Below are 26185 nucleotides of genomic sequence, written 5' to 3' on the forward strand. Positions count from 1 at the left end.
ATATATTGTTTATTTCAATATTTTATTTAATTATATATTATATTTTACAAAATATCACACAAATAAATACCACAATATGCATACCCTCTCTATATAATAAGTATTGCACTCATAACAAAAGAGCGATAAAACTAAGTAAATTCTCAAGTTTTATCGCTCTTTCTTTTAAAAAATTCCTTTTATAATCATGCAAACTCCCATAATAATCAATATAATGCCTAGTGGAATTGCAATAATGGTAATACATAATATAATCCCTGTAAGTAATACTACTAGCCCAAGTGTTACAGTAATCAGTTTACCTGCTAATTTAAAAACTAATCCTACTAACCACCAGATTAACAAAATGGGCCAAAATATTAGAAAGCCTAGTAATCGTAACATAATTAATCCCTTCCTCATTGTACTATTAACACTTAACTTTTAATTTATTATAATGCATCTAATCTATATTTAAAATGAGAACTAGATTAAATTTTAATGAGAATTTTAATCTTAAAGCGCACTATATGATTATTTCTATGCCATATATTTCTAATTATATGTTATAATTATTTATATCAAGAAAATTTATACGAAAGGTGATTTCTATGAAGCAAAACAAACGCGACTTGATACTAGATGCCATGCAAGCTTTAATGAGTGAAGATTTAGCTTCTAATGCTTCTATTAGTGATGTAGCGCAACGTGCTGGTATTGCTAAAGGAGGCATTTATTATTATTTTCGTTCAAAAGACGAAATATTAGATGCTGTTTTAGAACGTTCCTACGCCCAATCCATTGCAGAAAGTTGGTCATTAGTCCAGTCTACGGATTTAAACGCCTTAGCAAAAATGGAAAAACTGTTTTTACTTTTTCTTTCCCCAAGTGCTACTGTTAAGCAACATGAAATGCTCAAGTATTTACATTTACAAAATGATATTGTGCTTCATCAAAAGTTCTTAGCGCTTACAATTCATGAGCTTACACCTATTCTTTCAGATATTCTTAAACAAGGTGTAGCAGAATGTATGTTTACATGCCCTTATCCAAATCAGCTTTCAGAAATTATTCTCTCGATGTTGGTCGTTTTATTTGATCATACTATTGTACCTTGTGAAGATAATCTAGAAACACTTCAAAATAAGCTCAAAGCACTTGCACTAATTCTTGAAAAAACCCTAGGACTACCTCCTGAAAGTTGTAGCTACTTCTATACAAGTCCTACCTTCTATCAACTTGCCATTACTAATGCTTCCTCTTCAACATAAGAAACTGCCTTTCCTATTCTAAAAAAACGGCTGCTATGATTTATCCATAGCAGCCGTTTGCTTTATTCAGTTTTTTTATTTATTGAATCTGCACGCCATCATAATATACTTCTATTGTTTCACTTGAAAGAGCTGGATATGAAGACCAGTCATTTTTTGCAAAACGTACATCTAATGTCATTGTTCCTGTCTCAGGTGTTAAAGTAGCACTTTTATTAATCGTTAATGTAAGTGCCCCATCTTCAATTATTCCCTCTACACCACCATTTAGTGAAGTATACCAAGGATCTGTCGTATATTGAATTGCAGCATTATCACACCAAAAACTTTGTTCTTCCGTTGGCATACCATCAGCTTTATATACGATGCTTAATTTTGAAACATCAATAGCTTCATCTTGTGCTGTAATTGTATAACGTTGCCCCACTGAATTACCATTCACAGTCGTTTTCACATTAACAGAAACTGCTGCATTAGATGGGTCTGTTGGCTGGCTTGGATCCGTTGGATCTGTTGGATCTGTTGGGTCCGTAGGCTCACCTTTCACATAATCTTCAATAATAGAATAATATGCAGGTTTTGCTTTATACTCACCATCGAAAAGCAATGGATATCCGCCAAGCCAACTTGTTGTATCGGTTACACCCCAGAATACAACAGCAGAGATATTCGCACCACCTTTTTTGAGTTCCATTACTTTATTGATAATTTGTTTATAACGTGTTGCCTGCTGATTTAAAGCATATTCACTATTATCTGGATTTTTAATATCCAGTTCTGTAAGTTGAATTTCTAAGCCTAGTTCACTGTATTTTTTAACAGCTTCCTCAAACATACTAATGCTTGGATATTGCATTACCCAGTGAGATTGCATACCCATGCCATCTACTAAATCTTTTTCTTTAAGGTCTTTTAATATATTATATATGAAATCTCTCTTCTTGGTTTCATATTCATTGTAATCATTATAAAATAATTTGCAGCCTTCTGGTGCATATTTTCTTGCATATTCAAATGCCTTTTCAATATATTCACTGCCAATTGTTTGCATCCAAGCTGATTGTCCTGAAACAAGATTATTAGAACCAGGATTTCTCATACCTGTTGAAGTATTAGGATCTACTGCCTCATTGACAACATCCCATGCATAGAAGTCTACTGTTGGATATTCTTCTGCTAATGTTTCCATAACATTCTTTATGTAATTTTCCATTCTTTGAAGCATTACATCTTTTGAAACCCATGCTGCATTAGGATCTTCTGAATAACCTTCTTTAAAGAACCAATCTGGTGTTTGGCTGTGCCATACAAGCGTATGACCTCTTACTGGAATATTATTATCTCTTGCGAACTCAAGTAATGTTCTTGCTGCACGAAGATTAATCTGTGGATTTGTTTCATCCCCACCATTCGCTTCCATATATGCAACTGTTGCATCATGGTCAAGTACTGCATCTGGTTTAAGTTCATTTCCGAAAGTGATGCTATTATAATGTTTTAAGAATAAGTCTTTACCTGGTTTTGGTGCAATTTCACTTGCTTGTGCTGCACCACCAATAATTAATTGATCAGCGAAAACATCTTTTAAACTTTCGATATCTTGTTCTATTTCAGGAAGGGAAGCTGGTGTTGCTGTAAAATCATCAATATAGAAATCCATTAAATCTTGTGTTGAAGGGTTAGATGTCCATTGTGTTTCAACATAAATCTGTACGTTTGTTGCATCTGTTGGAATAGTGTATTCCCCTTGTAAAATAGTCCATTGACCTTTTGTAACAGCTTGAGATTTAATTGTTTTGTACTGATCATTTACTCCATCGTTATATTGAAGTTGTAAACTAAAGTTTTGTGAATTTGAATAATTATCCCCTTTAAATTTAAGTGCAACAGAAAAATCATATGTTTCTCCTAATGTCAATTCTTCTGTTTTGTCACAAGTTGCACCATGCCATGTTTTTGTACGATTACTTACTTTAATACAACTTTTTCCTGAATAAGATTCCTCTGTTGTAAGTTCTACAACTTCTGCATTTTCACCACGAGGTGCCCAACCATTTAAATCTTGCTCGAAATCATCATAAATAAGTGCACCATAACTTACCTCAGCCGCAAATACAGGTGCAAGATTTGTACAAATAGGTGTTACCATTGTACATGCTGTAAGCACTGCAAATAATTGCTTTGTAAAATACCTTGCTTTCATAAAACATCCTCCTCCACATTTTAACTTCTTTTACACTCTAAGTTTTTAAAATTCCTTTAAAAACTTTTGCTCCTTCAAGAAGTTGTTAAATAAAGTATAGCATTTGAATTTTTTTGAACAAGATATTTTACTCACTATGTAGAATATTTCGACATATGTTGCTTAAGTATTTTCACCTTCCTTAGTAGCAGCCACTTCCTCAATCAACTGAAGTATTTGAAGATTTGCCTTATTGTTTAGTAGTTGTTCTGTTTCCATCAAACATGTCATATTTGGGGCATACTCTCCACAAATATCAATGCCTAATATCTCATGTGTCTCTACAATACTCTCATAAATTTCCCTCAGCTGGCTAAGCGTTAAAAAACCTTGGTCCCAGTTTGTACAAGCCTCCTTAGCATCCATTACATCTTTATCAACAGAAATGTACACATTATAGTGAATATGCTCTTTTGCAAATGTCTGCCACTTAGGATGCTGCTTTAACATTGATTCACCATAAGCAAATACCTTATGACTATACTTACTCGGTATCTCTTTTATTAGCTGATCTGCTACACCTATGATAATAACCTCTTTTAAAAAAGGATTTTCATCTAATGTTCGCTTTACCCAACAGCCACATGACATTAAATTCTCAAAAAGTGAAGGCTGCATATCTGTATGATGATCAAATAAAATTAAAGAAAATGGTTCTCGAAGGCGCTCTAATAATAAGTATGTTATATAATGATAATTACCTGAGTCAATATAATTGATACGAGTAGGTTCACTTGTAGCAATTCGCCTGCGAATAATCTCTAATGACTCTTCATCACAATACCCACTTACACCACTTAAGTCTGTAAAATTTAACCACTGATGTATCTCATTTAAATAAAAGTCCTGATATGTATAGGCATTATCAAAATTAAATAATGTTATTTTCTCTGACATATATATTCCCTCTTCCTTTTTACTTTTAGCTTACTCGTTTTTATTGTTTAAATTGTGTAGATTCTAATTTTTGAACTTGTTTTTTGTCTTTTTTATACTGTAGACTTAAGGCCCTATGCCTTGAAACCATTTTAAGAGTTCATTATAGTAGACACGAAAAAGAAAAATACTACAAGGAGTGATTAAAATGTTATTCAGCTTTACAAACAAACATGGAAGAGAAATTTGTACAATTGAGGCAAGAGATAAACTCATTGCAAAAACAATGTATAAAGAAAAATTTAAAAATGGTGAAGTCAATATTCCTATTAAAGACCTTCGCGTTGAGAAATGTGAATAAACTTAATCTTTGAAAAAACATTATTTATGCGTTCATTTTCTATTATTATGGTAAAATAAATAAGAAACCTATGATAGAACTATGGAGGCTAGATAATGAAAGAAAAGTTATTAAATCGTTTTTTAACTTATGTTCAAACAAATACACAGGCTGATGGCGCAAGTACAACTTATCCAAGTAGCACTGTCCAAATTGATTTTGCTAAGACGCTAGTTAGTGAGTGCACTCAACTTGGGCTACACGATGTTTCTTTAGATGAAAATGGTTATGTTTTTGCCACTCTTCCTAGCAACATCCAGGAAGAAGTACCAACTATTGGCTTTATTTCTCACATGGATACTGTGCCAGACTATCCAGGCAATAATGTTAAACCGCAAATTATTGAAAATTATAATGGTACGGATATTACACTAAATCCAGAAGTTACTTTAAGCCCAAGACAATTCCCAGTGCTTAAGACATTAGTAGGTGAAACACTTATTACAACTGATGGTACAACTATTTTAGGTGGAGACGATAAGGCTGGTATTGCTGAAATTCTGACAGCTATGGAATATCTTATTGCACATCCTGAAATTCCACATGGTACAATACGTATCGGCTTTACGCCAGATGAGGAAATTGGCCGTGGTGTAGATTACTTTGATGTCAAAAAATTCAATGCTGATTTTGCTTATACGATTGATGGTTGTGCAGTTGGAGAACTTCAATGTGAAAACTTTAATGCTGCTTCTGCTACCATTAAAATTAAGGGACTTAGTGTACATCCAGGCTCTGCTAAAGGCAAAATGAAGAATGCACTTGCAATTGCTTGTGAATTCCAAAATCATTTACCAGCTCATGAAGTCCCTGAATGTACAGAAGGTCATGAAGGTTTTTATCACCTCCACGCCTTTGAAGGGCATCTTGAAGAAGCTACGCTTCACTATATTTTAAGAGATCATAATAGAAGTCTCTTCAATGCACGCAAAGAAAAAATTGCTAGCATTACCACACTTCTTAATGAAAAATATGGAGAAGGTACTGTCAGCTTTGAAATAACTGATAGTTACTATAACATGAAAGAAGTCATTGATAAATACCCTGGCGTTTTAGAGCTAGCTGAAAAGGCTTTTGCAAAAGTAGGTATTACACCTGTTCACGAACCAATTCGTGGTGGTACAGATGGCGCAAGACTTTCATTTATGGGACTTCCTTGTCCAAACATTTTTACAGGCGCTTACAACTGTCATGGTAAATATGAGTTTACTGTACTTCACCATATGGAATTAGCTGTGAAAGCTATTTTAGCCATTTGTGAACTAGGTAGCACAGGTAATAAATAAACCTATCAATATTTGTGCATAAAAAGACTCTAATCTTAAATAAGATTAGAGTCCCAGGCTGTAGACAATTAACTTTTCCATAGTATTTTACTAGTCTAGAAATAGAAAACAGAGGTAAAAATGGACCTAAACTGCTCTTTTTACCCCTATTTTAATAGATTTTCTTGAATAATCCTCACTTAATTTGTGAGTTTATTTTGGGAAAATTCATTTATCAACAATCTGAGACTCTAATCTTAAATAAGATTAGAGTCCTTTTATAGTAAGGATTGCAAAAGAAAGAAATTACTCTATTATATAGTCTTCAATCTCAACTAGATCCACACCTAGTGGTTTTACAAGATTAATAAAGTTTAAGTACGCAGCACCAGTCATAATTTGCTGAGCCACATCTTCTACCGTTCTATTTTCAACGGGTTCTAAATAAGTGCCTTTAACCCAATTATTAAAGGCTCCCATACCTTGCCCACACCAAATTTGATAATCCATCATACGGCTCTTCTCACCTTGAACAGCCCATTTAGAAGATTGCCCCAAGTACCATCTAAATACGAGAGCCATCTTATATTTTTCACTTTCTAAAGCACGCGTGATTTGATGAGGTGCTACTTTGCTAAAATACGCTTTTGTACTCTCCCATACTTCTTCTAGTGTACTATGAAACATTCTTTTCTCAATGCGTGCTTTCTCAGCTGCAGGTATTTCAGATAATGCATTATATGTGCTATATAAATCATAAAGCTTTTGTGCATTCATAGGAAACATTGTTCCTTTTTTCATAACCTGAACCTTAGCCCCCATTTCAAACATATCTGCACATGGACACATCACTACATCTGCCATAGTTACTTGCCCTAAAGCCTTCTTGACATAATCAGACGTTCCCGCTTCTTGACAACTTTGATTGACAGAACCTGTTACCACATAGTCTGCACCCATTTCAAAAGCAGCTAAAGCAGACTGGGCAGTACTAATTCCCCCTGCTGCACCAATGCGTATAACATCTGTATACTTGTATGTTTTCTGAATGCGATTTCGCAAGGCAATCATTGCAGGCAGTAAGCTGATTAACGGTCTATTATCTGTATGACCGCCAGAGTCGCCTTCTACTGTTAAATCATCTGCCATAGGTACCTTCTTTGCTAGCTCAGCTTGTTCTTGTGTTATTAATCCCTTTGTTAAGAGTTTGCTAACAATCTTTTCATCAGCTACTTTCATAAAATTCATAGCTACTTCTTCCCGAGATACCTTGGCAATAATATGATGCTTACAAATCACCTGCCCATCTTCGCCTCTTTGAAGACCTGAAAGGCGATAGTACACAAGGGGTTCTGTAATCTGAATAAACGCTGCCACCTCAATAGCCCTTACATTTTTCTTAAGTAAAAGTTTAATAACCTCCATCTCTTTTTCTGGCATAGTTGGCGCACTTAACACATTAATCAGATATGCTCCATCCAAACCTAGTGTCGCTTGAATTTCATCAATTGCAGCTTCTAACCTTTCTATATTTAAGCCCCCTGCACCGAAGGACCCCATAAAGCCAGCTTTCCCTAGTGCAATCACCATTTGAGTCGAAGCAATACCATTTGCCATAGCACCTGCATAATAGGCATATTGTGTCCCATAAGTTGTTTTAAAATGATTACTTCCTAATTGAGTGGCTGGCGTAACAGGCAAAATATATTGAACCTGTGCACTTTGAGAAGTTCTTTCTTCACTGACATCGCCGCCTCTAGCAAGCACTTGTTTTCCCTCTTTTGTTTGCAGTACACAAACTTCTTGCATAGTATGCTGCAATGCCTTTTTAAGTGATTTTCTAGACAGTAACTCATAATCTTTTATATATAAGTCTCGCATGCTTTTCCCCCTTACTAACTTTCAAATGTAATACTAACATTTTCTTCTTTAATCACATGGCGGTCTTCCCAATAAACATTACCATCTACAACGAGTCCTGTAATTTGACCTTCCTTTTGGATCACATCTTTAATATCTAGTTCAAAGGTGAGCTGTGAATTACTTGGTTTCACTTGTCCTCTAAACGCAATATTAATTAGATTATCCGTTACAACACCCACCTGCATACTAGGACGTTGACCTAAAAAGCCACTATATGCTGCAAAAAATAGCAAGAGCTGATTAATTCCCTCTAACATAATTGTGCCTGGTAAAACTGGATCATTTTTAAAGTGTGCTTTAAATGGCCAGAATTCTGGGGTAATATGTCTTGTAGCTACTACCTTACCTAATCCATATTTACCACCTATAAAACTAATTTCTTTTACATTTTCAATCATACGTACTTGTTCTTTTACGCCATAAGGCGTTTTCATATTGACTGCACAAGCTGATTTAAAGCATTTTTTAAAATCACCTTCGTAAAAAGCACGCATTTCTTCCTTATTAAAAGAATGTTGACTATTTTGAATACATGGTATCAATTTCTTCTGAGATAGCTTTTTCTGCATTTTGTTAGGCAAGCTTACAATGCCCTTAGATCCTTCTAAATCTTGTGCTGTAAAATAACCACCCATAGCTTGTGTGACCATCATCAGTTCATTATTGTTATAGCATTCATACTCACAAGCTATAAGCGTTGTTTCACCATTCTTGATAAATGACTTAATTCTAAAGTTAAGGCGAATGGTATCTCCCACCTTAACATCCATAGATTTCACATACTTTGTTTTAGTATCTGCAATACGGAACCTTAAAGTCCCCTTTGAATGAATATCGATGCCTATATAACCCCCTAAGAAAATACCTATTTGAGATGCTTCACTTAGTACAACATGTGAAATAGAATGATCTTTTCTTGTATAAACACAATCCTCAGGCACATCATATTCAATTTCTGCCATACATGGCTTATATTCTCCAAATGTTGCTTCAAACTTAGTGACACGTGAAATAAATAAGTAAGGTGGAGAAGGCATTCTTGCTCTTATAGGGTAGCGGTCAACTTCTTCATAACGTTTACCTAACACCTTTGCCATAGAACCATTTGTCATCTCTACAATTTGCGACCTATTCCATATACAAGTTTTTTCTGAAACTCCCTTTGGGCTACATTGCGACTTTCGCCCTTGTGTATGCATATCTTGCACACAATTTTTAAAAATAAGACTTTCATTTTCACTATATAATTTATATGCCTTTAAATTATTTGACATCGTCTGCGCTATCCAATTTATCGAATTTGTTGTAGGTGCTTCATATGGTTCTTGGCCTCTGATAGCTGAATGGGCCATTTCTTCTTTTTTCTGCTGTTCAGTTACTTGTTTTATATGTGCTGTTGCTTTTTGAAGCATTGTCGTATCTGCATAATGTATACTTCTTGCATTTTTTTTAAATATCAAATGGTCTTTGTAACTTGGTAAACCCATTTTTACATTCTTTTTAAAGCTAGCTGCCATGTTAACATCAAATTCAAAATTACTTAAATACTGTTTAAGGTCTACCGTACTATGATGTGCCACTAACTTAGCTAAAATCCTAAATAGATTTTCTTCTGCTGTGTATTTTTTACTATACATGGAGAAAATCAATTTTTCTGGCACATCCTTTAAAACTTCTTTACTCCAATTTTCACACATACCATTTGTACTCAGATCAATAAAAATTCTACCACCATCTGCATAAGATTTCTGAACAATGCTTTGAAAATCAACTTGATGCGTGATAATATTTGCAATATGCTCTGCGACTTGTGTCTTTTCGCATGTAAGAGGTTTGCCCGCATATGTACTATAAATTGTATAGTCAAGGTCATCTCTAATACATGTGCCTTGGGCTGCAATTATATCTTTAATCTTTCCATAATAACTTTCCATGATAGGTGTGTGTACATAATAAGCACCAGAAATAGGACTTCCTACACCATGAGCCGCTTTTAAAATACGTTCACAGACTTTAGCTTCACCAGAAATAATAACATCTTTAGGTGAGCCAATAATCGTTACAAAAGCCTTTTCCTCTGCTGATACAAGATTCCTTATAACCTTTGCATCACCTCTTATATACCAAGTTTCCCAATCTTCAACAGCTTCACCAAAATAATTTCTAACTAAATTCTTATCTGTAAAACTTTGCTCTATAATCTGTGTTACATTTTTTATAAAGCGTTTACCACTTTCTTTCTCCTCTTCTCCTATTGCAATGCTTCCTGATGCTAGCAGGCTACACATCTCACCCATACTGGCCCCTATCATCTGTTGTGGCATTAGACTTAACTTTTCTTGCAGTAACCTCATGAGTAAGTGGCTTGTATGAATTTCAAAACAATAATTTTCAATAACTTTTTCTTGATCTTGGTACATGGCCATTTCTTCTGGATTAAAATAGGTATAATCAATGTGTTGCGTCAAATCAGGGAAAAGTGTGAGCAATTCATAATATGCTTTGGCATTAAACATACCGCCTGGAGGGCTCATATAAACTATCTTGGCTTCTTCTCCTAATGGTCTTGATGTAAAATAAGAACCGTGTACTGATTGCCACTCATAATCTGCTGTAAAGAAATCATCTATGTGTTTTGTCACTTCATTTATTTCTTCTTTTAATATTTGTTCATCTTTTGCGAGTATACAAAGAATATATGGCGACTGCTTAGAAAAATCATTTATAAAGTTCTCACTTAATCTACCTACCTGATTACTTTTAGCTACTTTAAGGCACTCAAGCTGTGTCATCAACTCTTCCTTATTTCTAAAGCCTATAGGGAAGAAGTAACTAGGTGCCTTAGGCTTTAAAAGCTGTGACTTACAAGTTGTATTTTCTTCAAGCCCTATATGGACTGTCTCCCCCATATGGGTACGTTGCTCTAAATATACTTGATGTGCACGTTCTTCCTGTTTCCAAAACCAATTATTAGATTGTTGTTTGTTTTCAAGATTAATACCACTATAAAGTTCATACGCATCTTTGATGAGATTTACAAAGCCTTCAAGACTTCCTGTTCTTCCTATAATTGCCTCTACATCACTTGCACCACTTTCTGCTTCATCATTCTGTAACGCAACTGCCTGATGAGATGATGCTATTGTAACTTCCTTAAGCGTAGCATAAACCGTATCTTGATCACATTCTGCCTGTTCTTTGCTCTTTAAAACCAGTATTGCTGCACCTTCACCCACGCCTACTTCACATAAAGTTTCTAAGTTTCCCATTTGTCTTTGTGCGAAAAGATATTCAATTTCACCTGCTAACTCTACAGTTCCAATCACTACACATTTTACCATCTTCTCTTCTAACATAAACTTAGCAATTTCTAAAGATCGTCCAATGGCATTTTCATTTTCTACAAGCACAAAAGAGGGGCCTGTAAAGCGCCAATAAGAAGAAATCCGGCTACCTCTGATACTTGGAATTCCTCCAACTATGCTAGCACCACTTTCTCTACTCATTTCATCTTCTCTTAAAATCTCCATTAGTCGTGCTTTTTGCTTTTCATTTAGATTAGGACAAGTTTTTTCTAAGCTATTTAAAATAGCTGGTGCCATTTCAGTACTTAAACGATAGTTAAAGTCTGAAAAGTCTTGAGGAGTATTGATTATAACAGCTGTCTCAGGTAAACTACCTGGCTGAATATGTGCTTTTTCTAATGCCTGAGCAGCTACATTCAAAAGTAGTAAATCGCGTCGTAAATAGTACACATCTTCTTTTGTTGCGAGTTTAAAACGCATAAAGTCCACATCAATATCACCTATATAGGCACCCTTTGGCAATTCTTGTATGCCTAATAATTGTAGTACCTTCGGATCTTGTTCTAGGCCATAAAAACGCTTAGCATCAGCTTGCGTTAGAGCTGTCTCCTCTTTTATAAGTGCACGCCAGAAATCACTCACACTACTTAATTTGCCAACTTGCATTCCCATCCCTGTAATAACCACATCTTCAGCTTCTTGTGCTTTCTTCTCATTTACTGGGTAGATTTTATCAGGGATATATTCACTCACTACCATATGTGCATTGATTCCGCCAAAGCCGAAAGCATTAACAGCACCTCGTTTTTCACGATTTCTATGAGGCCATTTCTGATTGTGACATACCACATTAGGGCTTGCCACATTAGTAATCCCAATAGTCGCCGGAATCTCATCATGCATCATAGCTAAAAGTAGTTTAATCGTTGATCCCATAGCTGAAGCCGTAAAACAGTGCCCTGTATTTCCTTTTAATGCTCCTAATAATGGCGTTACACCATACGCCTTAAAATACGTATTCACTGATTCAATTTCTACTTTATCACCTGCCTTGGTACCTGTTGCATGACATTCTATATAATCGATTTCTGGAGAAATGCCTTTTTTATAGATATCATTAAACGCTGCAATCTGACCTTCTTTAGCGGGTGCTAATAAACTTTTGCTACCACCATCATTTGACCAACCAATTCCCTCTATAACGGCTATAATATGGTCACCATCTCGTTTTGCATCTTCTAAACGTTTTAAAACCAAAGCACCTGCACCTGTTCCTGGTATTAAACCTTTAGAATTTTTGTCAAACGGCCTACTCTCGCCTTTCTCAGAAAGTACCCCCAATAATTCAAAAATTCCACTAATTTGTGTTTCTGTCTCACCTACACACTGAGCACCTGCTATCATCATATCTGCCTTATGCATGGCTAAATACATACTTGCTAGCTGAATACTATATAATGGTGTAGCACAAGCAGCACTAAAACATACATGTGGCCCTTCTAGCCCAAATATTTCATAAGCTGTCGTCATGACTAAATCATCTACTAAGAACCCATCCTTACAAAGTTGTCTTTCTAACTGATTGTTTTCATAACAAAAGCGTTCTTCATCTAGTAATAGGTTCATCTGCTCTTCTATTCTTAACTTTACAACTGGATCAAATAATGTGGTATATTCTGGAACAAACATTCCTAATGTTCCCATAATTAATCCCGTTTTGTTTAAAGCCTCTTTCTTATCTAAATAACCACTATCCTCAAGAGCTGCTTGCACAACATAATTAACCCATTTGGCAACTTCGCCTAGGCTACTTAGTTTATTTAAGGTTTTAGAATCAAATACCTCTTTAAAAAAGGTATCTGATTCTGATTTTAATAATCTGCCACGTTCTATAACATGTTCTTCAAACTTTTCTTCTTTCACAAGGCTTTTGCCTGTTTTTAAAACTTCCCACAACATATCCTTGGTAGTATAGTCTGGCAAGAGGCAGCTCATTCCTACAATTGCAATCTGTGTCATTTATTTTCCGCCTTTCTTTACTTAATGAATTCTTATTTAAATTTAAGCATTCATTTCAGAGTCTGAATGAATTACAATCTGGCATACTTCATTTGCATGGGCATATTCAAACTGATCTATAAAATAATTAATGCCTGTTTCCATTGGAATCACTGCAATGCCATTTTTAAGAAAAGCATTTTTCAACGTTTGATCTACCATGCCGCCATCCCAAGGCCCCCAGTTAATTGCCATAACCATTTTCTTAGGATAAAGCTTTTTAAAAGCATAGGCAAATTTGTTAAGTGCTTCATTTCCCATAGCGTAATCTGCCTGACCTGGATTTCCAAAATAAGCTGCTATTGAACTGTATAATACGGTATATTTAAGCTTATCAAGATTTAAATTATTTAAACAGTTCTCAAGTCCCCATACCTTGGTTCCTACAATATTTTCAAAATCAGTTGCTGTTTTCTTTTCTATATATTTATCTGCTAATAATCCAGCACCATGAATAAGTCCTGTAATCTTACCAAATGCCTCTTCACCTTGTCTAATTGCCAATTTGACACTTTCACTATCTTTCACATCACAAGGAATATATAGAACCTGACTTCCCACATTTTGAATGGCTTCGATTGTTCTTCTAACTTCTAACTGACTATACAGACGTTTTACAGCAGCATTTACTTCTTTGGGCTTTAATACTTTGCCTTCTGCTTTCGCATTTCTTAAAATAAGTTGTTGTAATTCCTCTTTGCTTTGTACATCTTTTGCAAAAATAATATCATCCTTAAGTTCAGAGCGCCCTAATAGAATAATTTTACTTTGATACTTTTTAGCAAGTGCAATAACACACTGAGCTGTTACACCTCTAGCACCACCTGTTACTAAGAAAACATCATCTGGAGTTGGTGTCTTTTCAGCAGGTATTTCTTCATATTTCTCTTTAAGTTCCAGCGTTCCACGTACACCTCTTTCATCTCTGCCTATCTCAACATATTCTGTATCACCTGAAGCTAACTCCTCTAGAATAAATTTCACAGTTTCATGGGTACTACAGTTACTATGAATATCAATAGCTCTTACAAAAGTATCTGGCCATTCTTTAGCAAGCGTCTTTGTTAAACCTAACAAACTGCCTTGATACATATTACCATTAAATTCTCTATTTCCTAAGAAACCATCCATACGCAAAACATTGATAAAGAAGCTTTTTCCTTCACCTGTACTTAAATCTGCATACTGCTTAAAGTATTTTGCTATAAGGAAAATTGCTTTACTTACCTCTTGTTCTTCATGATTAAATAAGCTCTGTATGTTTTCTTCATTCTCAACGGTTTTTGAAATATGCATGAAACCAGTAAGTGGTATTTTCGTTGCACCTGTAATTTCTTTAAGTACCTTTTCAACATCTTCTTCTGTCACACTTTCTAATGTAAAATTCCTAAATTCACTTACCTGATCTGCTTCAGATGCACTTATATTCAGTACAACCGGTGTAAAACCTTTATCTTGTAATGCCTTACCAACTTCCTTAGCTACTCCACGATTATCATTTGTTAAGAGCACCATTCCTTTATTTACAATGCTAATTGCCTTGCTTAAAGCAACGTGTTTATAAGCAACTTCATAGCGCTTAATCCCATTTGTGTTCTTTATATCTACATCTTTTATACTAGTACTGGCGTGCCTCCCTTTAGTGACCTCATCCTCCTTAGATACCTTCTGACATAAATAATTCACAATCTCTGCTACTGTATAACATGTACTTAGTCCTTCTACATCTTCTTGACTAAATTCTCCGCCTAATTGTGTTCCCAAATCCGAGAAAATTTCTACACGTTTAATAGAGTCAATACCTAAATCTGCCTCTAAGTCCATATTCTCTTCAATCATCTCTTCTGGATAACCTGTTTTTTCACTAATAATACCTATAAGTATCTTTTGTAAATCTGCTTTATCTTGAGTATCTGTCGCTAAAGATGATGTTGCTGAGTTTGATCCATCTTCAACTGTCCCTATGCCTTCAGAAGTTATTTGTGGTGCTGCCTGTTTCTCAATAAAGTGTGTAATTTCATTAATGGTATAGCATGTTGACAAGACTTCCACCGCTTCTTGGTCAAATGTACTTTCTAGTGCCTCATTAAGTGCTGAGAATATTTCTACACGCTTTATAGAATCAATTCCAAGATCTGCTTCTAAATCCATATCCCCCTCAATCATTTCTTCTGGATAACCTGTTTTTTCACTAATAATATTTATTAAAAGTGCTTTAAGCTTATTGCTATTTACAACTTTTGCAGAAGAAACTGTGTGCACTTCATTTGTTTGAATTTGAGGTAAGGTTGCACTAACTCCTCCTATATGATGAACTTGTGCTTGAAGATAATTTCCAATCTCTTTAAGTGTATATAAAGTAGATAAACCTTCTGCTACTTGGGCATCTGCTTCTATATGTAATGCCTCATTAAGTGCAGAAAATATTTCTACACGCTTTATAGAATCAATTCCAAGATCTGCTTCTAGTTCCATTTCCTCTTCAATCATTTCTTCTGGGTAGCCTGTCTTTTCACTAATAATCTGCTTTAAAAGTGTCATAATATCAACTGCTGCTTGACTTGCTATTTTCTGTGCATCTTCAGGTGCTAAATCTGCCTCTTTTGTTACTTGTGTTACTGGTATATTTAACTGAGTTGGTTCCTCTTGTCTATTTACTTCAATTGCAGTGCTTTCTTGTGGCTGAACTGCTACATATGTAACCGCATTATTTACATTAGCACCTGTTAAAACCTTTTGTTGTTCATTAAAGTATGTTTCATAAGCTTTCATACTATTATTTTGAAAAGCTGCGACAAAATCTATATAATGTTGTAAATTTTCACCGGTTTGGGCAGGTACTTTCATAAGATTTTGTATCGTTTCTAATTGTTCACCTTGACTCTTTAAGAATTGTGATAATGCTTGTTGATTAATACTCTGTAAAGTACAGGCCGCCTCTACATCCAAGTGTTTTTCCACAATAACATTCCCTTCTTCCCTTACATAATTTTGATTATTACCCTTTGCTTCTTCAACTGGCGTTACCTCCAATGCTAATGGTGCATCTACCTTATATATTGCCTCATCTACTCTCTTTTTCTTATCTGGTGTTCTAAAGAAAGTTGGTGGTACTTCATAAGAAGACTTTGTAGCTTTTAATTTAATTTCAGGATTCACAGACATTTCATAAGGATCTGCCTGTATTGCTAGCCCAATGGTTTTGAGTTTCATACAGGCCATCTCAAGTTGATATAAATCTCCTGTCTTGCGATCTGCATTGACCGTAATAATTTCATATGGACGCTCACCTAAAATATGTTTTAATAAACCACTTAGCACTTTACCTGGACCTATTTCTACAAATATTCTTGCCCCTTCTGCATAAGCCTTTTCTATACACGTTCTAAAGTAAACCGGATTTGTAATTTGTTCTTCTAATAATGCTTTAATCTGGGTTGCTTCTTTAGGATATTCCCCATGGGTTGCATTTGCTATAATTGTTCCCTGTAAATCATTGAAAGGTGCTGAATGAATTTCTGTTTTAAAAGCTTCCTTTGCCTTTTCCATATAAGGTGAATGAAAAGCAGAAGAAACCCGTAATTTTTTTGCAGTAATATTTTTAGCTTGTAACGCTTCTGCTAATAAATCAAGCTGGACCATATCTCCTGAAACAATATTTTGCTGATTGCTATTTTCATTAGCCATATAAAGCTTATCAAAGCCCTCAATATATTTTTCTACTTCATCTCTCGGTGCCGCCACAGCCATCATACCTGTTGCATCTTCAATAGGCTGCCCCATGAAATAACCACGTTTTACAGCTAGATGTGCATATGTTTCATCTGACATTACACCATTTGCCCATAAGGCAGTTAATTCACCGAAACTATGACCAATAGCGAAATCTGATGTATATCCTCTTTGCTTTAATAGCTTATATACACCACCACAAACAGCTGCTAAAGCAGGTTGTGTAAATTTAGTTTGCATGAGATTATTCTCTGCTACCTTTTCTTCCTCTTTATAGGCTGAAAATGGATAAACTACATCAGAAATAGGTATTTCACCTTCAGATAACATGGCATTATCTACAATCTCAAACATTTCCTGTAGCTCCGGATAGTTCATAGCCGTTTCTCTAAACATCTGTGTATACTGTCCACCTTGTCCTGAGAATAGTGTAACAATCTTCTCCCCTTGATGCATACCTTGCATACGGTAACAAATGCCATTTTTCTCCCAATTTACTAAACTATTTTGTCCGAGCTCTTCCAATGCCACCTGTAATTTTTCCCTGGCATCTTTTCCATCTCGTGCAACAAATCCTAGCCTTACTTCCTTTTCTTCTAATTGTTTAGCACTATATATATCTGCTAAATAAGCTCTTTCATCTTGCATCAGCGCTTGCAATAATTTTTCACAATTTATTTTAAGGCTTTCTACACTTGCACCACTTATAATGACCATATGTGGTGTTTGATGCAAACGATAAGGCTGTTGTTTTCCTTCTGTTTGATACTCTTCAACTACAACATGAAAGTTTGTACCACCAAAACCAAATGCACTTACACCCGCACGTCTCACAGGATGTTTCGCATTTACAATCCAAGGTTTAGCCTTAGTAAGTACTTCTAGTGGCGATTCCTTTAACTTTTCATTTGGATTTTCTACGTTAATGGTGGCAGGTAAAATTTTATGATGTAATGCCATTAATGTTTTAATTAAACTTGCAACTCCTGCAGTTAAACGTGTGTGGCCAATTTGACTTTTTACACTGCCTAAACCAATCTCATGTTTTGAAACGCCGTTTTCACTAAAGAACTCAGATAAGGCTTCTATTTCACATTCATCCCCCTTAGCTGTACCTGTTCCATGTGCTTCAATAAGCGTAATGGAAGCTGGATTAACATCTGCATTTTCATAAGCGCGGATAAGTGCGCGCTTTTGACCCTCTTTACGTGGAGCAAAAATACTTTTAGCTTTACCATCTCCAGAAGAACCTATTCCACGAATAACACCATAAATTTTATTGCCATCTCTTTTGGCATCACTTAATCTTTTTAAAACAAGCATCCCTACGCCATCGCCTAAAATCATTCCATCCGAATCTTTATCAAAAGGTTTAATATGACCTGTTTTAGAAATAGCTGGCGTCTTACAAAATGATACAAAGGAAAACTCACTGCAATCTAAGTTAACCCCTCCTGTTAGCATCACATCACAGTCTCCTGATTCAAGTTCACTTACTGCATATTTAAGTGCTGCTAAGCTACTAGCACAAGCTGCATCTACAATACAGTTTGTCCCATACAAATCAAAGCGGTTTGCAATACGTCCTGCAACAACATTGCCTAAGTATCCTGGGTTACATGCTTCATTCCATTCTACCTCTGCATCCCCAATGCGTTCTAAGACATGTTCGATAAGTTGCTCAGGCACCCCACTATTTTTAAGAATCTTCCTAATTTTAGGGACCTGAAGACGTTGATTAAGTGAAAACGCTGTTTTTCCTACACCTGCTGCTAAAATGACACCTGCTTTTTCGTGGTCAAAAGGTTTAGCATCTTTTCCAAGCATCTCGGCATCTGTTAAAGCCTGTTTTGCAACAACGAGGGCAAAAAGCTGCTCAACAGAAATAGACTCCATTGTTTTAGGCGAAATACCAAAGGCCATCGCATCAAACGGAATATTTCCTACAAAACCACCTTTATTCCCATAGCATTTATCTTTTGCATGAGGATCTTTATCATAATAATCCTCCATTTTCCAGTAACTTTCTGGTACATCTGTAATTTCATCTTTTCCAGCTAAAATATTGCTCCAGTACTCACATAAATCCATAGCGCCTGGAAATATAGCGCCCATTCCAACTACTGCTATTGGTACATGCATAATCTATTCCCCCTGTGTTCATCTTAATTTTCTATCAATTTGACCGGCGTTCAAATTATGGTTTAATCATATATCTATTTTTTTACAATTTCAATATTTTAGTTCAAATATTCGCTATTTTGTCAATTATTACAATATTACTTTGATGTTCTTATTAATTTTTATTATATATGTAACATACCTCATCTTAAAACTGATTGGGCATAAAAAAACACTGAGCAACATGGCATATCACCATTATCCTCAGTGTTTTATATTTTATGTTTTACCTAAAATGTATGTGCTACAACCCCTAATAACTTTACATCTTTTGAAATGTAATTATCCTGCATAGGCTCTATACCTGCATAATCCGTAGATAAGTATTTCTTATTATCATCTGCAAATGTTGTAACGATGACTGCATCCTTTCCTAATTTCTCTTGTGCCATTAAACAACCAATTAAATTGGCTCCCGACGAAACCCCTACGCCTATTCCCAACTTTTTAGAAAGCATTTGTGCCATGATAATCGCATCTCCATCTTCTACAGAAATGACTTCATCTAATTCCTCTAGTTTGACAATGCTTGGAATAAATTCATCTGAAATACCTTGTATACGATGTTTTCCCACCTTATAACCTGTTGATAAGGTGGGTGAATTACTTGGTTCTAAAGGATAGGCCTTGCAAGCTGTATTGACTTCCTTTAAGCGCTTTCCAATACCCATAATCGTACCACCCGTCCCTACACCTGCCACTACACCATCTGCTTTCATGCCTAGACATTCTAATTGTTTTACAATTTCTTCTCCAGTCATTAAATAATGCGCCATAACATTATCCGTATTAGAAAATTGACAAGGTAAAAATACCCCGCCTTTTTGGGCAAGTTCTTCGGTCTTTTTGATAGAACCTAAAAATCCCCCTTCCTGCGCAGATACCAGGCGTACATCTGCTCCATAACTCCTCATTAAATTAATACGCTCCTTGCTCATCCAGTCTGGCATGTAGATAACTACTTGATGCCCTAAGTAACTGCCTAAGGCCGAAAAGGCAATTCCTGTATTACCACTTGTAGCTTCGGCAATAATGTCTCCCTTATGAATCGTGCCCTTTTCATAAGCCTTTTGTAAAATATAAAGTGCCACACGGTCTTTAATATTTCCTGTCAAATTATAGTACTCTGCCTTAGCGTAAATTTTACGTACACTTCCCTTGTAACTGAGCTGAATTTCTAATAAAGGTGTATGTCCAATAAGTGGCGCAATATTTTCAAATTGTTGTTTCATTATGCTACTCCTCACGTTTTAATGTTTAAAAATTTTAATGTTTAATCACCTAGAATCTCTTTTTGCTTAATCTATAAAAATGGTTCTAAAAAGGCCTTAAAGCTTTCACGTGCTATCTCTATCTTACGATTATCATGTGTATCTAACGCCTCTTCAAACTTTTGAAGTGCCATAGCGATACGTATGCGCATCTCACCTAAACTCTCCTCATACAACCGTTCACCCTTTAATAACCAGAGTTTATTCTCTTCTTGATCTCTGGGATGAATCTTAAGATAGCTTAATTCCTGCATACGTGCTTCAATCTCTGCATCAGATAAAAGTGTATATTGCCCCTTAATCAACTTCCTTACACATTTTCCTGTTGAAACAATCTTAACCTCTACCTCTAAAATTGCATTAATATCATAAGTGTATGTAATATCAATCGCTTCTTCACCAGCCTTATTAGCTGGTACTTCAATATCTACCTCCCCTAAAGATACATTATTGCTTGCAAATCTGCTTTCTCCTTGCAAGACATTGATACGTATTTGTTGTTGCCCGTCCTTCACCGTATAAACACGTTCTGTGCGGCTAGCTGGAATCGTTGTATTTCGTTCAATAATAGGACAAAAACGTCCTCCCTCTATACGATGATTTTCAAGTTCTACTGCTATTTCTGTCCCCAATGTAAATGGGCAGACATCCGTTAAAATAACTTCCTTAACAGCTTCTTGTCGTTCTTTCATCGCCCCTTGAATAGCTGTCCCTAAGGCTACTACCTCATCCGGATTAAGTCTTGTATCTGGAATATTTTTAAATAATTTACTGACAAATTTACGTACAATAGATAATTGCGTTGCGCCACCTACTAAAACAACCTTATCTAAATCTGCTATTTTTATATGCGCATCCATCAAACTTCTTTTCACTGGCCCACGTATACGTTCAAACAAAGGTTCACACGCCGCCTCATATTCTGCAAGTGTAATTTGCGTTTTGATACATTCTTCTCGTAAAATACAGTGCATCACTATTGTAGTTTCTGTAAACTGCTTCTTACATTTTTCAGCTTGCTCATGAATATGTTGCACTTCCTTTGGACTTAACTTTAGACGTTCTATTTCAGGATGTGCTTTAAAAAATAAATCAACTAATACCTCTGTAAAATCTTCTCCACCTAAAAAGTTATCCCCTGCTACGGCATGGACTTCTAAAATACTGCCATAACGCTCTAAAATAGAGACATCAAACGTACCTCCGCCTAAATCAAAAACTAAAAATTTAGTTGTTTCTGCCTGATCATACAAACCATAAGCAATAGCTGCTGCCGTAGGTTCGCTAATAATACGTTCTACTTTAAGCCCAGCTAACGCCCCTGCATGTTTAGTTGCTTTACGCCTTATATCATTAAAATAAGCTGGTACACTAATAATAGCTTCTGTTACTGTTTCGCCTAAATATGCCTCGGCATCCTCCTTTAAAGCTTTTAAAATAATAGCTGATAATTCTTCTGCTAGAAATTCCTTCTCCCCTAGCTTAAATTTCTTATCACTTCCCATACTTCTTTTGAAAATGCTAGCCGTTTCATTCGGATATAATACTTTACGTTCTGCAGCAGTTTCACCTACATAAATTTGCCCCTTTTCATCTATGCTTACCACCGATGGTGTAAGTGACTTTCCTAAACGGTTCGGTATAATCTTTGCCCCTTCAGGGGTATAATAAGCTACTAGGCTATTTGTTGTCCCTAAGTCAATACCTACTATCATCCTTGTCCCCCTTATGTTTTAACTGTTTTAAATAATATTTACTAACTCCTGATACCGGATTAATTGCTAAAGCCTGCTTAAAACATTCACGTGCCTTTGTAAACTTACCTTGTATTTCATATAACTTCCCCTGACCTTCTAAATATTTATAGCACTTCATGTATTCACAATGACGGCACTTTTTTAGACTGCGCATTTTATCAAAATAATGCCTGGCATGCACTAGCTCACCTATAGCCATATAAAGACTTCCTATTTCATAATGACGCAGTGGAGCAAATGGTCTATAATTCAAATAGTTTTCTAAATACTCGTAACGATCTTGTATCATTTTTAAGGATTTCTCAAAATATGCTTTCGCCTTTTGAATCTGATGGCCTGCTCCATAACTCTTAGCAATATTAATGTAGGTCGAGATATTTAAATAATGCCTTGCTTCATATTGCTCCAATGCTTTACTATAGGCTTTAACGGCTCGTTTATAGTCATGTACTTCTTTAAGGTAGAAGTCTCCTATTTGATCATAAATATGTCCATCTATTTCTTTTATCTGCCCCACCAGCTTATAATAATAAGTAGCCTTTAAATACTTTCCCATATTGGCATAGGTACTTCCTAAGTCTAAATAGCAACTTGTTTTATCCATATCCTTCTGTCTTAAAAGTACCTTACATATTTCAAGTGCCTCCTTGTTTTTACCCATTCGATGATATAACTTAATTAAATCACTATAGATTGTTTGTTCCCGCGGAAAAAGTGTCATACACTTCTTATAACATGCTTCAGCTGTTTCATATGCTCCCATTGCTGTATAGCATACGGCTAAATTACTATATAAAAGTAGGCTACACTTGCCACGCCCATCCACTTCAATTCCTTTCTTGTAAATAGCTATAGCCCTCTCATAATCTTCTAAAAGCTTATATGTATATCCTAAGTTATTATAGCCATATGCATTTCGGGGTTCATCCTTTAAGGCCAATTCAAAATCCTTCATAGCTTCTTGTAATCGATAGTCTTCTAGAAATGTTAACCCTTCATTAATTAAATAATAAGCTGTCGCTCTAATCCCTATTTGTTTTTCACTATAGCGAATAGCTAATTCATAGCTAACTGGACTTCCAGTTTCGATGAACTTCTTTTAATAAATCTTACGCAGCTTATCATTCACATCCCCATGCTTATGATTTAATACCCTTGTTCTTTTATATGCCTTCAAAGCCTCATCCAATCTGCCTAAATTATGTAAGCATCTTCCAAGATCGTAATAATACTCGCTATTATTTTCATAAGTACTATGAATGGCTTCATAAAGTCTCAATGCCTGTGAGAATTCATCTAATTCCTGTAAAATATCTGCCTTAATCCACTTATAATATACATTATCTTCATGGCTATCTACTGCTAAATTAATTGTTTTTAATGCTTCTTCATAACTTTCCAAATCCATATAGCTTAAGGTTAGCTCCAGATAGACATCGCCTATATTTTCAATTTCTGTCTGCTGCTTTTCCTTAACTCTTTGAATAAACTCCTTAAGCGCTTCAATTAATACTTCATACTCCCTTACCGTATGACTTTGTTGCCGTTTTATTTTTAAACTTAAGAAATCTAATTTTAAGCTTTTAAGTGCTAATGTCTTAGCTCTTGCAATAACATTTTTAGCTTCCTCATATTGATTAAAGACCATAAAAACTTCAATTGCCAATAAATATGGCTTTATGTATCCTTCATAAATTGAGGTAGCCTCATAATAATCATCAATCACACCTTGGGCATTATGTAAATTAAAAAAAGCTTCCTGTCTTAAAAGATATGCTAAGTAAAAATGCTTATCTTCTTTTATAATCTCATCACATAAATCAATACATGCCTCATTTTTTCCAAGTTTTAAAAGCACATTTCCAAGTCGCTCCTTATAACTTAATATATAATCATAAGCTGGTGAAGCTACTGCTATAGCAGCTTCTAAAAAGTTTTGTGCTGCCTCATAATATGTTTTTTGCATAATGCCCTTATTTTTTTCAGCTAAGGCACAATGACACATTCCTACTAAAAAGTTAGCATAGCCTAGTCTCCTATGACGCCTTTGATATACCTTACTCCCATCATCTTGTAACCCTTCAATATCCTTTAACCAACACATCAGTTCAGGTAAAGCCACGTCTAAATAACCTACTGCAAAATCATTTCTCCCTTTAAGATTATGATATTCAAAGGCATATTCATGAGTGGATGTATAATCAATCAGGAGTTTATGACATGCTTCATATGCCTTGTTTTGAAAATAACACCATCCAAGCTCTAAACGTAACATCTCATCTTGTGGCCTATTTTTTCTTTCTTCTAGCATCTCTTTAATAAGATAATTATTAGCATCTCCCATAAGACAATTAGTCTCTTTTGTTTCACCATAACATTCCATAATATCTAGGACCTGCTCTTTAGCCACTTTATACTGCCCCTTATAAATGGCATAATAAACCATGCCTACTCTAGCACCATAATAATCCGGTCTTTGCTTCAAAATAGATGTCCATATAATATGCGCCGCTTCTTCCTCATGGTTTAACCACTTTTCTTTACCAATAAAATAACGAATGTAAATGTCTCCACCATTAGGTGAAACCTCTAAAAACTGCGCTAACTGACGTGCCTTTTCTCTATCTTGTAACTTTAAAGCAAGTCTTAATTCTTGGACTGCCAAATGTGGATATGTAATGCACTTTCACTTAACTTTTTAACGAGCTGCTCATACTGTGCTTCTTGTGATTTAGACCAATCAATTTTCTCCTGCTCATTCAACGTATCTAAAAATCTTACAAGGGTAAGATAATCTTCAATATATGTATCATAATCTGCATCTTCTCTTCCTTTAAAAAGCGTCCACGCAATAAGACCTTTGTTATTAATTTGATGAATAATGTAATTAATAAAGTCCTCTGAAAAGTTCTCAACAAGGCTTGTTTTAAGAGTTTGTATACAAAAGACTTGATCTATTAACTGCCATACTTCTTGTGGTAAATGATAATGTGTACTCAAAAACTTCAAAAGATGTTGTAGGGCTATTTCACTCGTATCCAATCCCTCACAAAGTTCATTCTCCAAAAGTCTCCGCCATACACTTACATCTATACGTTTTGAAAAATGAAAGTAAACAGCCTTAACCTCATCCATCCATAAGTCAATAGCCGTCCTAGTACCTTCTATTGCTGCTACTTCTTGGGTCTTTGCCCATTTAAGTGCTTGTTCATAACTTGCTCGCAACTGCTTAAAACCTTCTGGATTATCTTCTGGATGAGTCTTAGCCAACTTTTTATGATAAGCTCTTTTAATCATTTCCGTATCCTTGGTGGGGTCTATTTCCAATACGTCCCATATAGCTGCCATACTTTCTCCCCCTCTTTGAAAACATTTTATTTTCTCTACTATTACTATACCAAATGCAAACATAAAATAACACAAATTTTTATAATTTAATAACAAATATCAATTTTAAAACATTCAATAAATACAAGCACTTCCCTTTTGTCCCATTCATAAACTGTAACATAGACATTTAAAGTAGGCTGGAGGAATGCACTATGTCTCAAATTTCAGTTGCAATTGTGGGTGGCGACCTACGATTCGTAAGACTAAGCCAGATCTTATGTCAAAAAGGCTTTAATGTTTCCATCTATGGGCTTTGTCATCCAGACATTCCAAGGAGTGCCCATATCTGTGCTTCTTTAGATGAACTTAAAGATATTCCTTATATTATAGGTCCAATCCCATTTTCAAAAGATAATAAATGTGTATTTACTTCAATGTGTAACACGTATATCCCACTTGAGCAGTTCTTCTTAGTAGCTTCTAATAGTTTTGTACTAGGTAGTGTTTTAACACCGACATTAGTTGAAGCTTTTGAAAGCCACCATATTCGTTATTGTGATATTATGAAAATGAATGAAATTGCCATATTAAATGC

At 35.3% G+C, this 26185-nt stretch carries 14 protein-coding genes and 1 pseudogene; 4 read left to right on the plus strand and 11 right to left on the minus strand.

The window, feature by feature from the left end; translation table 11 throughout:
• Positions 1-165 precede the first annotated feature (165 nt).
• The gene (locus tag AC1VAQ_RS12540) at positions 166-384 is read right to left on the minus strand and encodes a hypothetical protein (RefSeq protein ID WP_302597059.1); all 219 of its coding nucleotides are present in this window, start codon (positions 382-384) and stop codon (positions 166-168) included.
• A gap of 206 nt (positions 385-590) precedes the next feature.
• Between AC1VAQ_RS12540 and AC1VAQ_RS12545 the strand changes: the two genes are divergently transcribed.
• Positions 591-1250, plus strand: coding sequence for a TetR/AcrR family transcriptional regulator (locus AC1VAQ_RS12545; protein ID WP_302597058.1), 660 nt, complete (start codon positions 591-593; stop codon positions 1248-1250).
• 79 nt (positions 1251-1329) lie between these two features.
• Here AC1VAQ_RS12545 and AC1VAQ_RS12550 read toward each other — a convergent pair whose 3' ends face one another.
• Positions 1330-3453 (minus strand): endo-1,4-beta-xylanase, encoded by a 2124-nt coding sequence (locus AC1VAQ_RS12550; RefSeq protein WP_479903976.1) that lies wholly within the window; start codon positions 3451-3453, stop codon positions 1330-1332.
• 162 nt (positions 3454-3615) lie between these two features.
• A complete protein-coding gene (locus AC1VAQ_RS12555; protein WP_302597056.1) occupies positions 3616-4389 on the minus strand; it encodes an arginase family protein in 774 nt (257 codons plus the stop codon).
• 187 nt (positions 4390-4576) lie between these two features.
• Here AC1VAQ_RS12555 and AC1VAQ_RS12560 point away from each other — a divergent pair, with 187 nt between their 5' ends.
• Both AC1VAQ_RS12560 and pepT read left to right on the plus strand, forming a co-directional pair.
• Positions 4577-4729 carry a hypothetical protein gene (locus AC1VAQ_RS12560; RefSeq protein WP_302597055.1) on the plus strand — a complete coding sequence of 51 codons (153 nt, stop codon included), beginning with the start codon at positions 4577-4579 and terminating at the stop codon, positions 4727-4729.
• A gap of 95 nt (positions 4730-4824) precedes the next feature.
• Complete coding sequence (gene pepT, locus AC1VAQ_RS12565; RefSeq protein ID WP_479903977.1) at positions 4825-6054, plus strand: peptidase T; 1230 nt, start codon at positions 4825-4827, stop codon at positions 6052-6054.
• 285 nt (positions 6055-6339) lie between these two features.
• Here pepT and AC1VAQ_RS12570 read toward each other — a convergent pair whose 3' ends face one another.
• From AC1VAQ_RS12570 to AC1VAQ_RS12605, 8 genes and pseudogenes are all read right to left on the minus strand, one after another.
• Positions 6340-7914, minus strand: coding sequence for a PfaD family polyunsaturated fatty acid/polyketide biosynthesis protein (locus AC1VAQ_RS12570; RefSeq protein ID WP_302597052.1), 1575 nt, complete (start codon positions 7912-7914; stop codon positions 6340-6342).
• Between the two features lie 14 nt (positions 7915-7928).
• Positions 7929-13280 carry a hotdog fold thioesterase gene (locus AC1VAQ_RS12575; RefSeq protein ID WP_302597051.1) on the minus strand — a complete coding sequence of 1784 codons (5352 nt, stop codon included), beginning with the start codon at positions 13278-13280 and terminating at the stop codon, positions 7929-7931.
• Between the two features lie 201 nt (positions 13281-13481).
• Positions 13482-19172, minus strand: a pseudogene (locus tag AC1VAQ_RS12580) (SDR family NAD(P)-dependent oxidoreductase); the annotation flags it as partial.
• 290 nt (positions 19173-19462) lie between these two features.
• On the minus strand, positions 19463-20464 hold the full coding sequence (locus AC1VAQ_RS12585; RefSeq protein ID WP_479903978.1) for a PLP-dependent cysteine synthase family protein: 1002 nt from the start codon (positions 20462-20464) through the stop codon (positions 19463-19465).
• Between the two features lie 71 nt (positions 20465-20535).
• Positions 20536-22218 (minus strand): Hsp70 family protein, encoded by a 1683-nt coding sequence (locus AC1VAQ_RS12590; protein ID WP_302597048.1) that lies wholly within the window; start codon positions 22216-22218, stop codon positions 20536-20538.
• Positions 22202-23215, minus strand: a complete 1014-nt coding sequence (locus AC1VAQ_RS12595) for a tetratricopeptide repeat protein (RefSeq protein WP_479903979.1) — start codon at positions 23213-23215, stop codon at positions 22202-22204. The genes AC1VAQ_RS12590 and AC1VAQ_RS12595 overlap by 17 nt, the downstream gene beginning before the upstream one ends.
• A gap of 144 nt (positions 23216-23359) precedes the next feature.
• Positions 23360-24925 carry a tetratricopeptide repeat protein gene (locus AC1VAQ_RS12600; RefSeq protein WP_302597046.1) on the minus strand — a complete coding sequence of 522 codons (1566 nt, stop codon included), beginning with the start codon at positions 24923-24925 and terminating at the stop codon, positions 23360-23362.
• A complete protein-coding gene (locus tag AC1VAQ_RS12605) occupies positions 24907-25608 on the minus strand; it encodes a DnaJ domain-containing protein (RefSeq protein WP_302597045.1) in 702 nt (233 codons plus the stop codon). Before AC1VAQ_RS12605 ends, AC1VAQ_RS12600 begins: the two co-directional genes overlap by 19 nt.
• A 194-nt stretch (positions 25609-25802) precedes the next feature.
• Between AC1VAQ_RS12605 and AC1VAQ_RS12610 the strand changes: the two genes are divergently transcribed.
• On the plus strand, positions 25803-26185 hold a 383-nt coding region (locus AC1VAQ_RS12610), incomplete at its 3' end, for a dipicolinate synthase subunit A N-terminal domain-containing protein (RefSeq protein ID WP_479903980.1).

It is taken from the genome of Cellulosilyticum sp. (assembly GCF_982396655.1).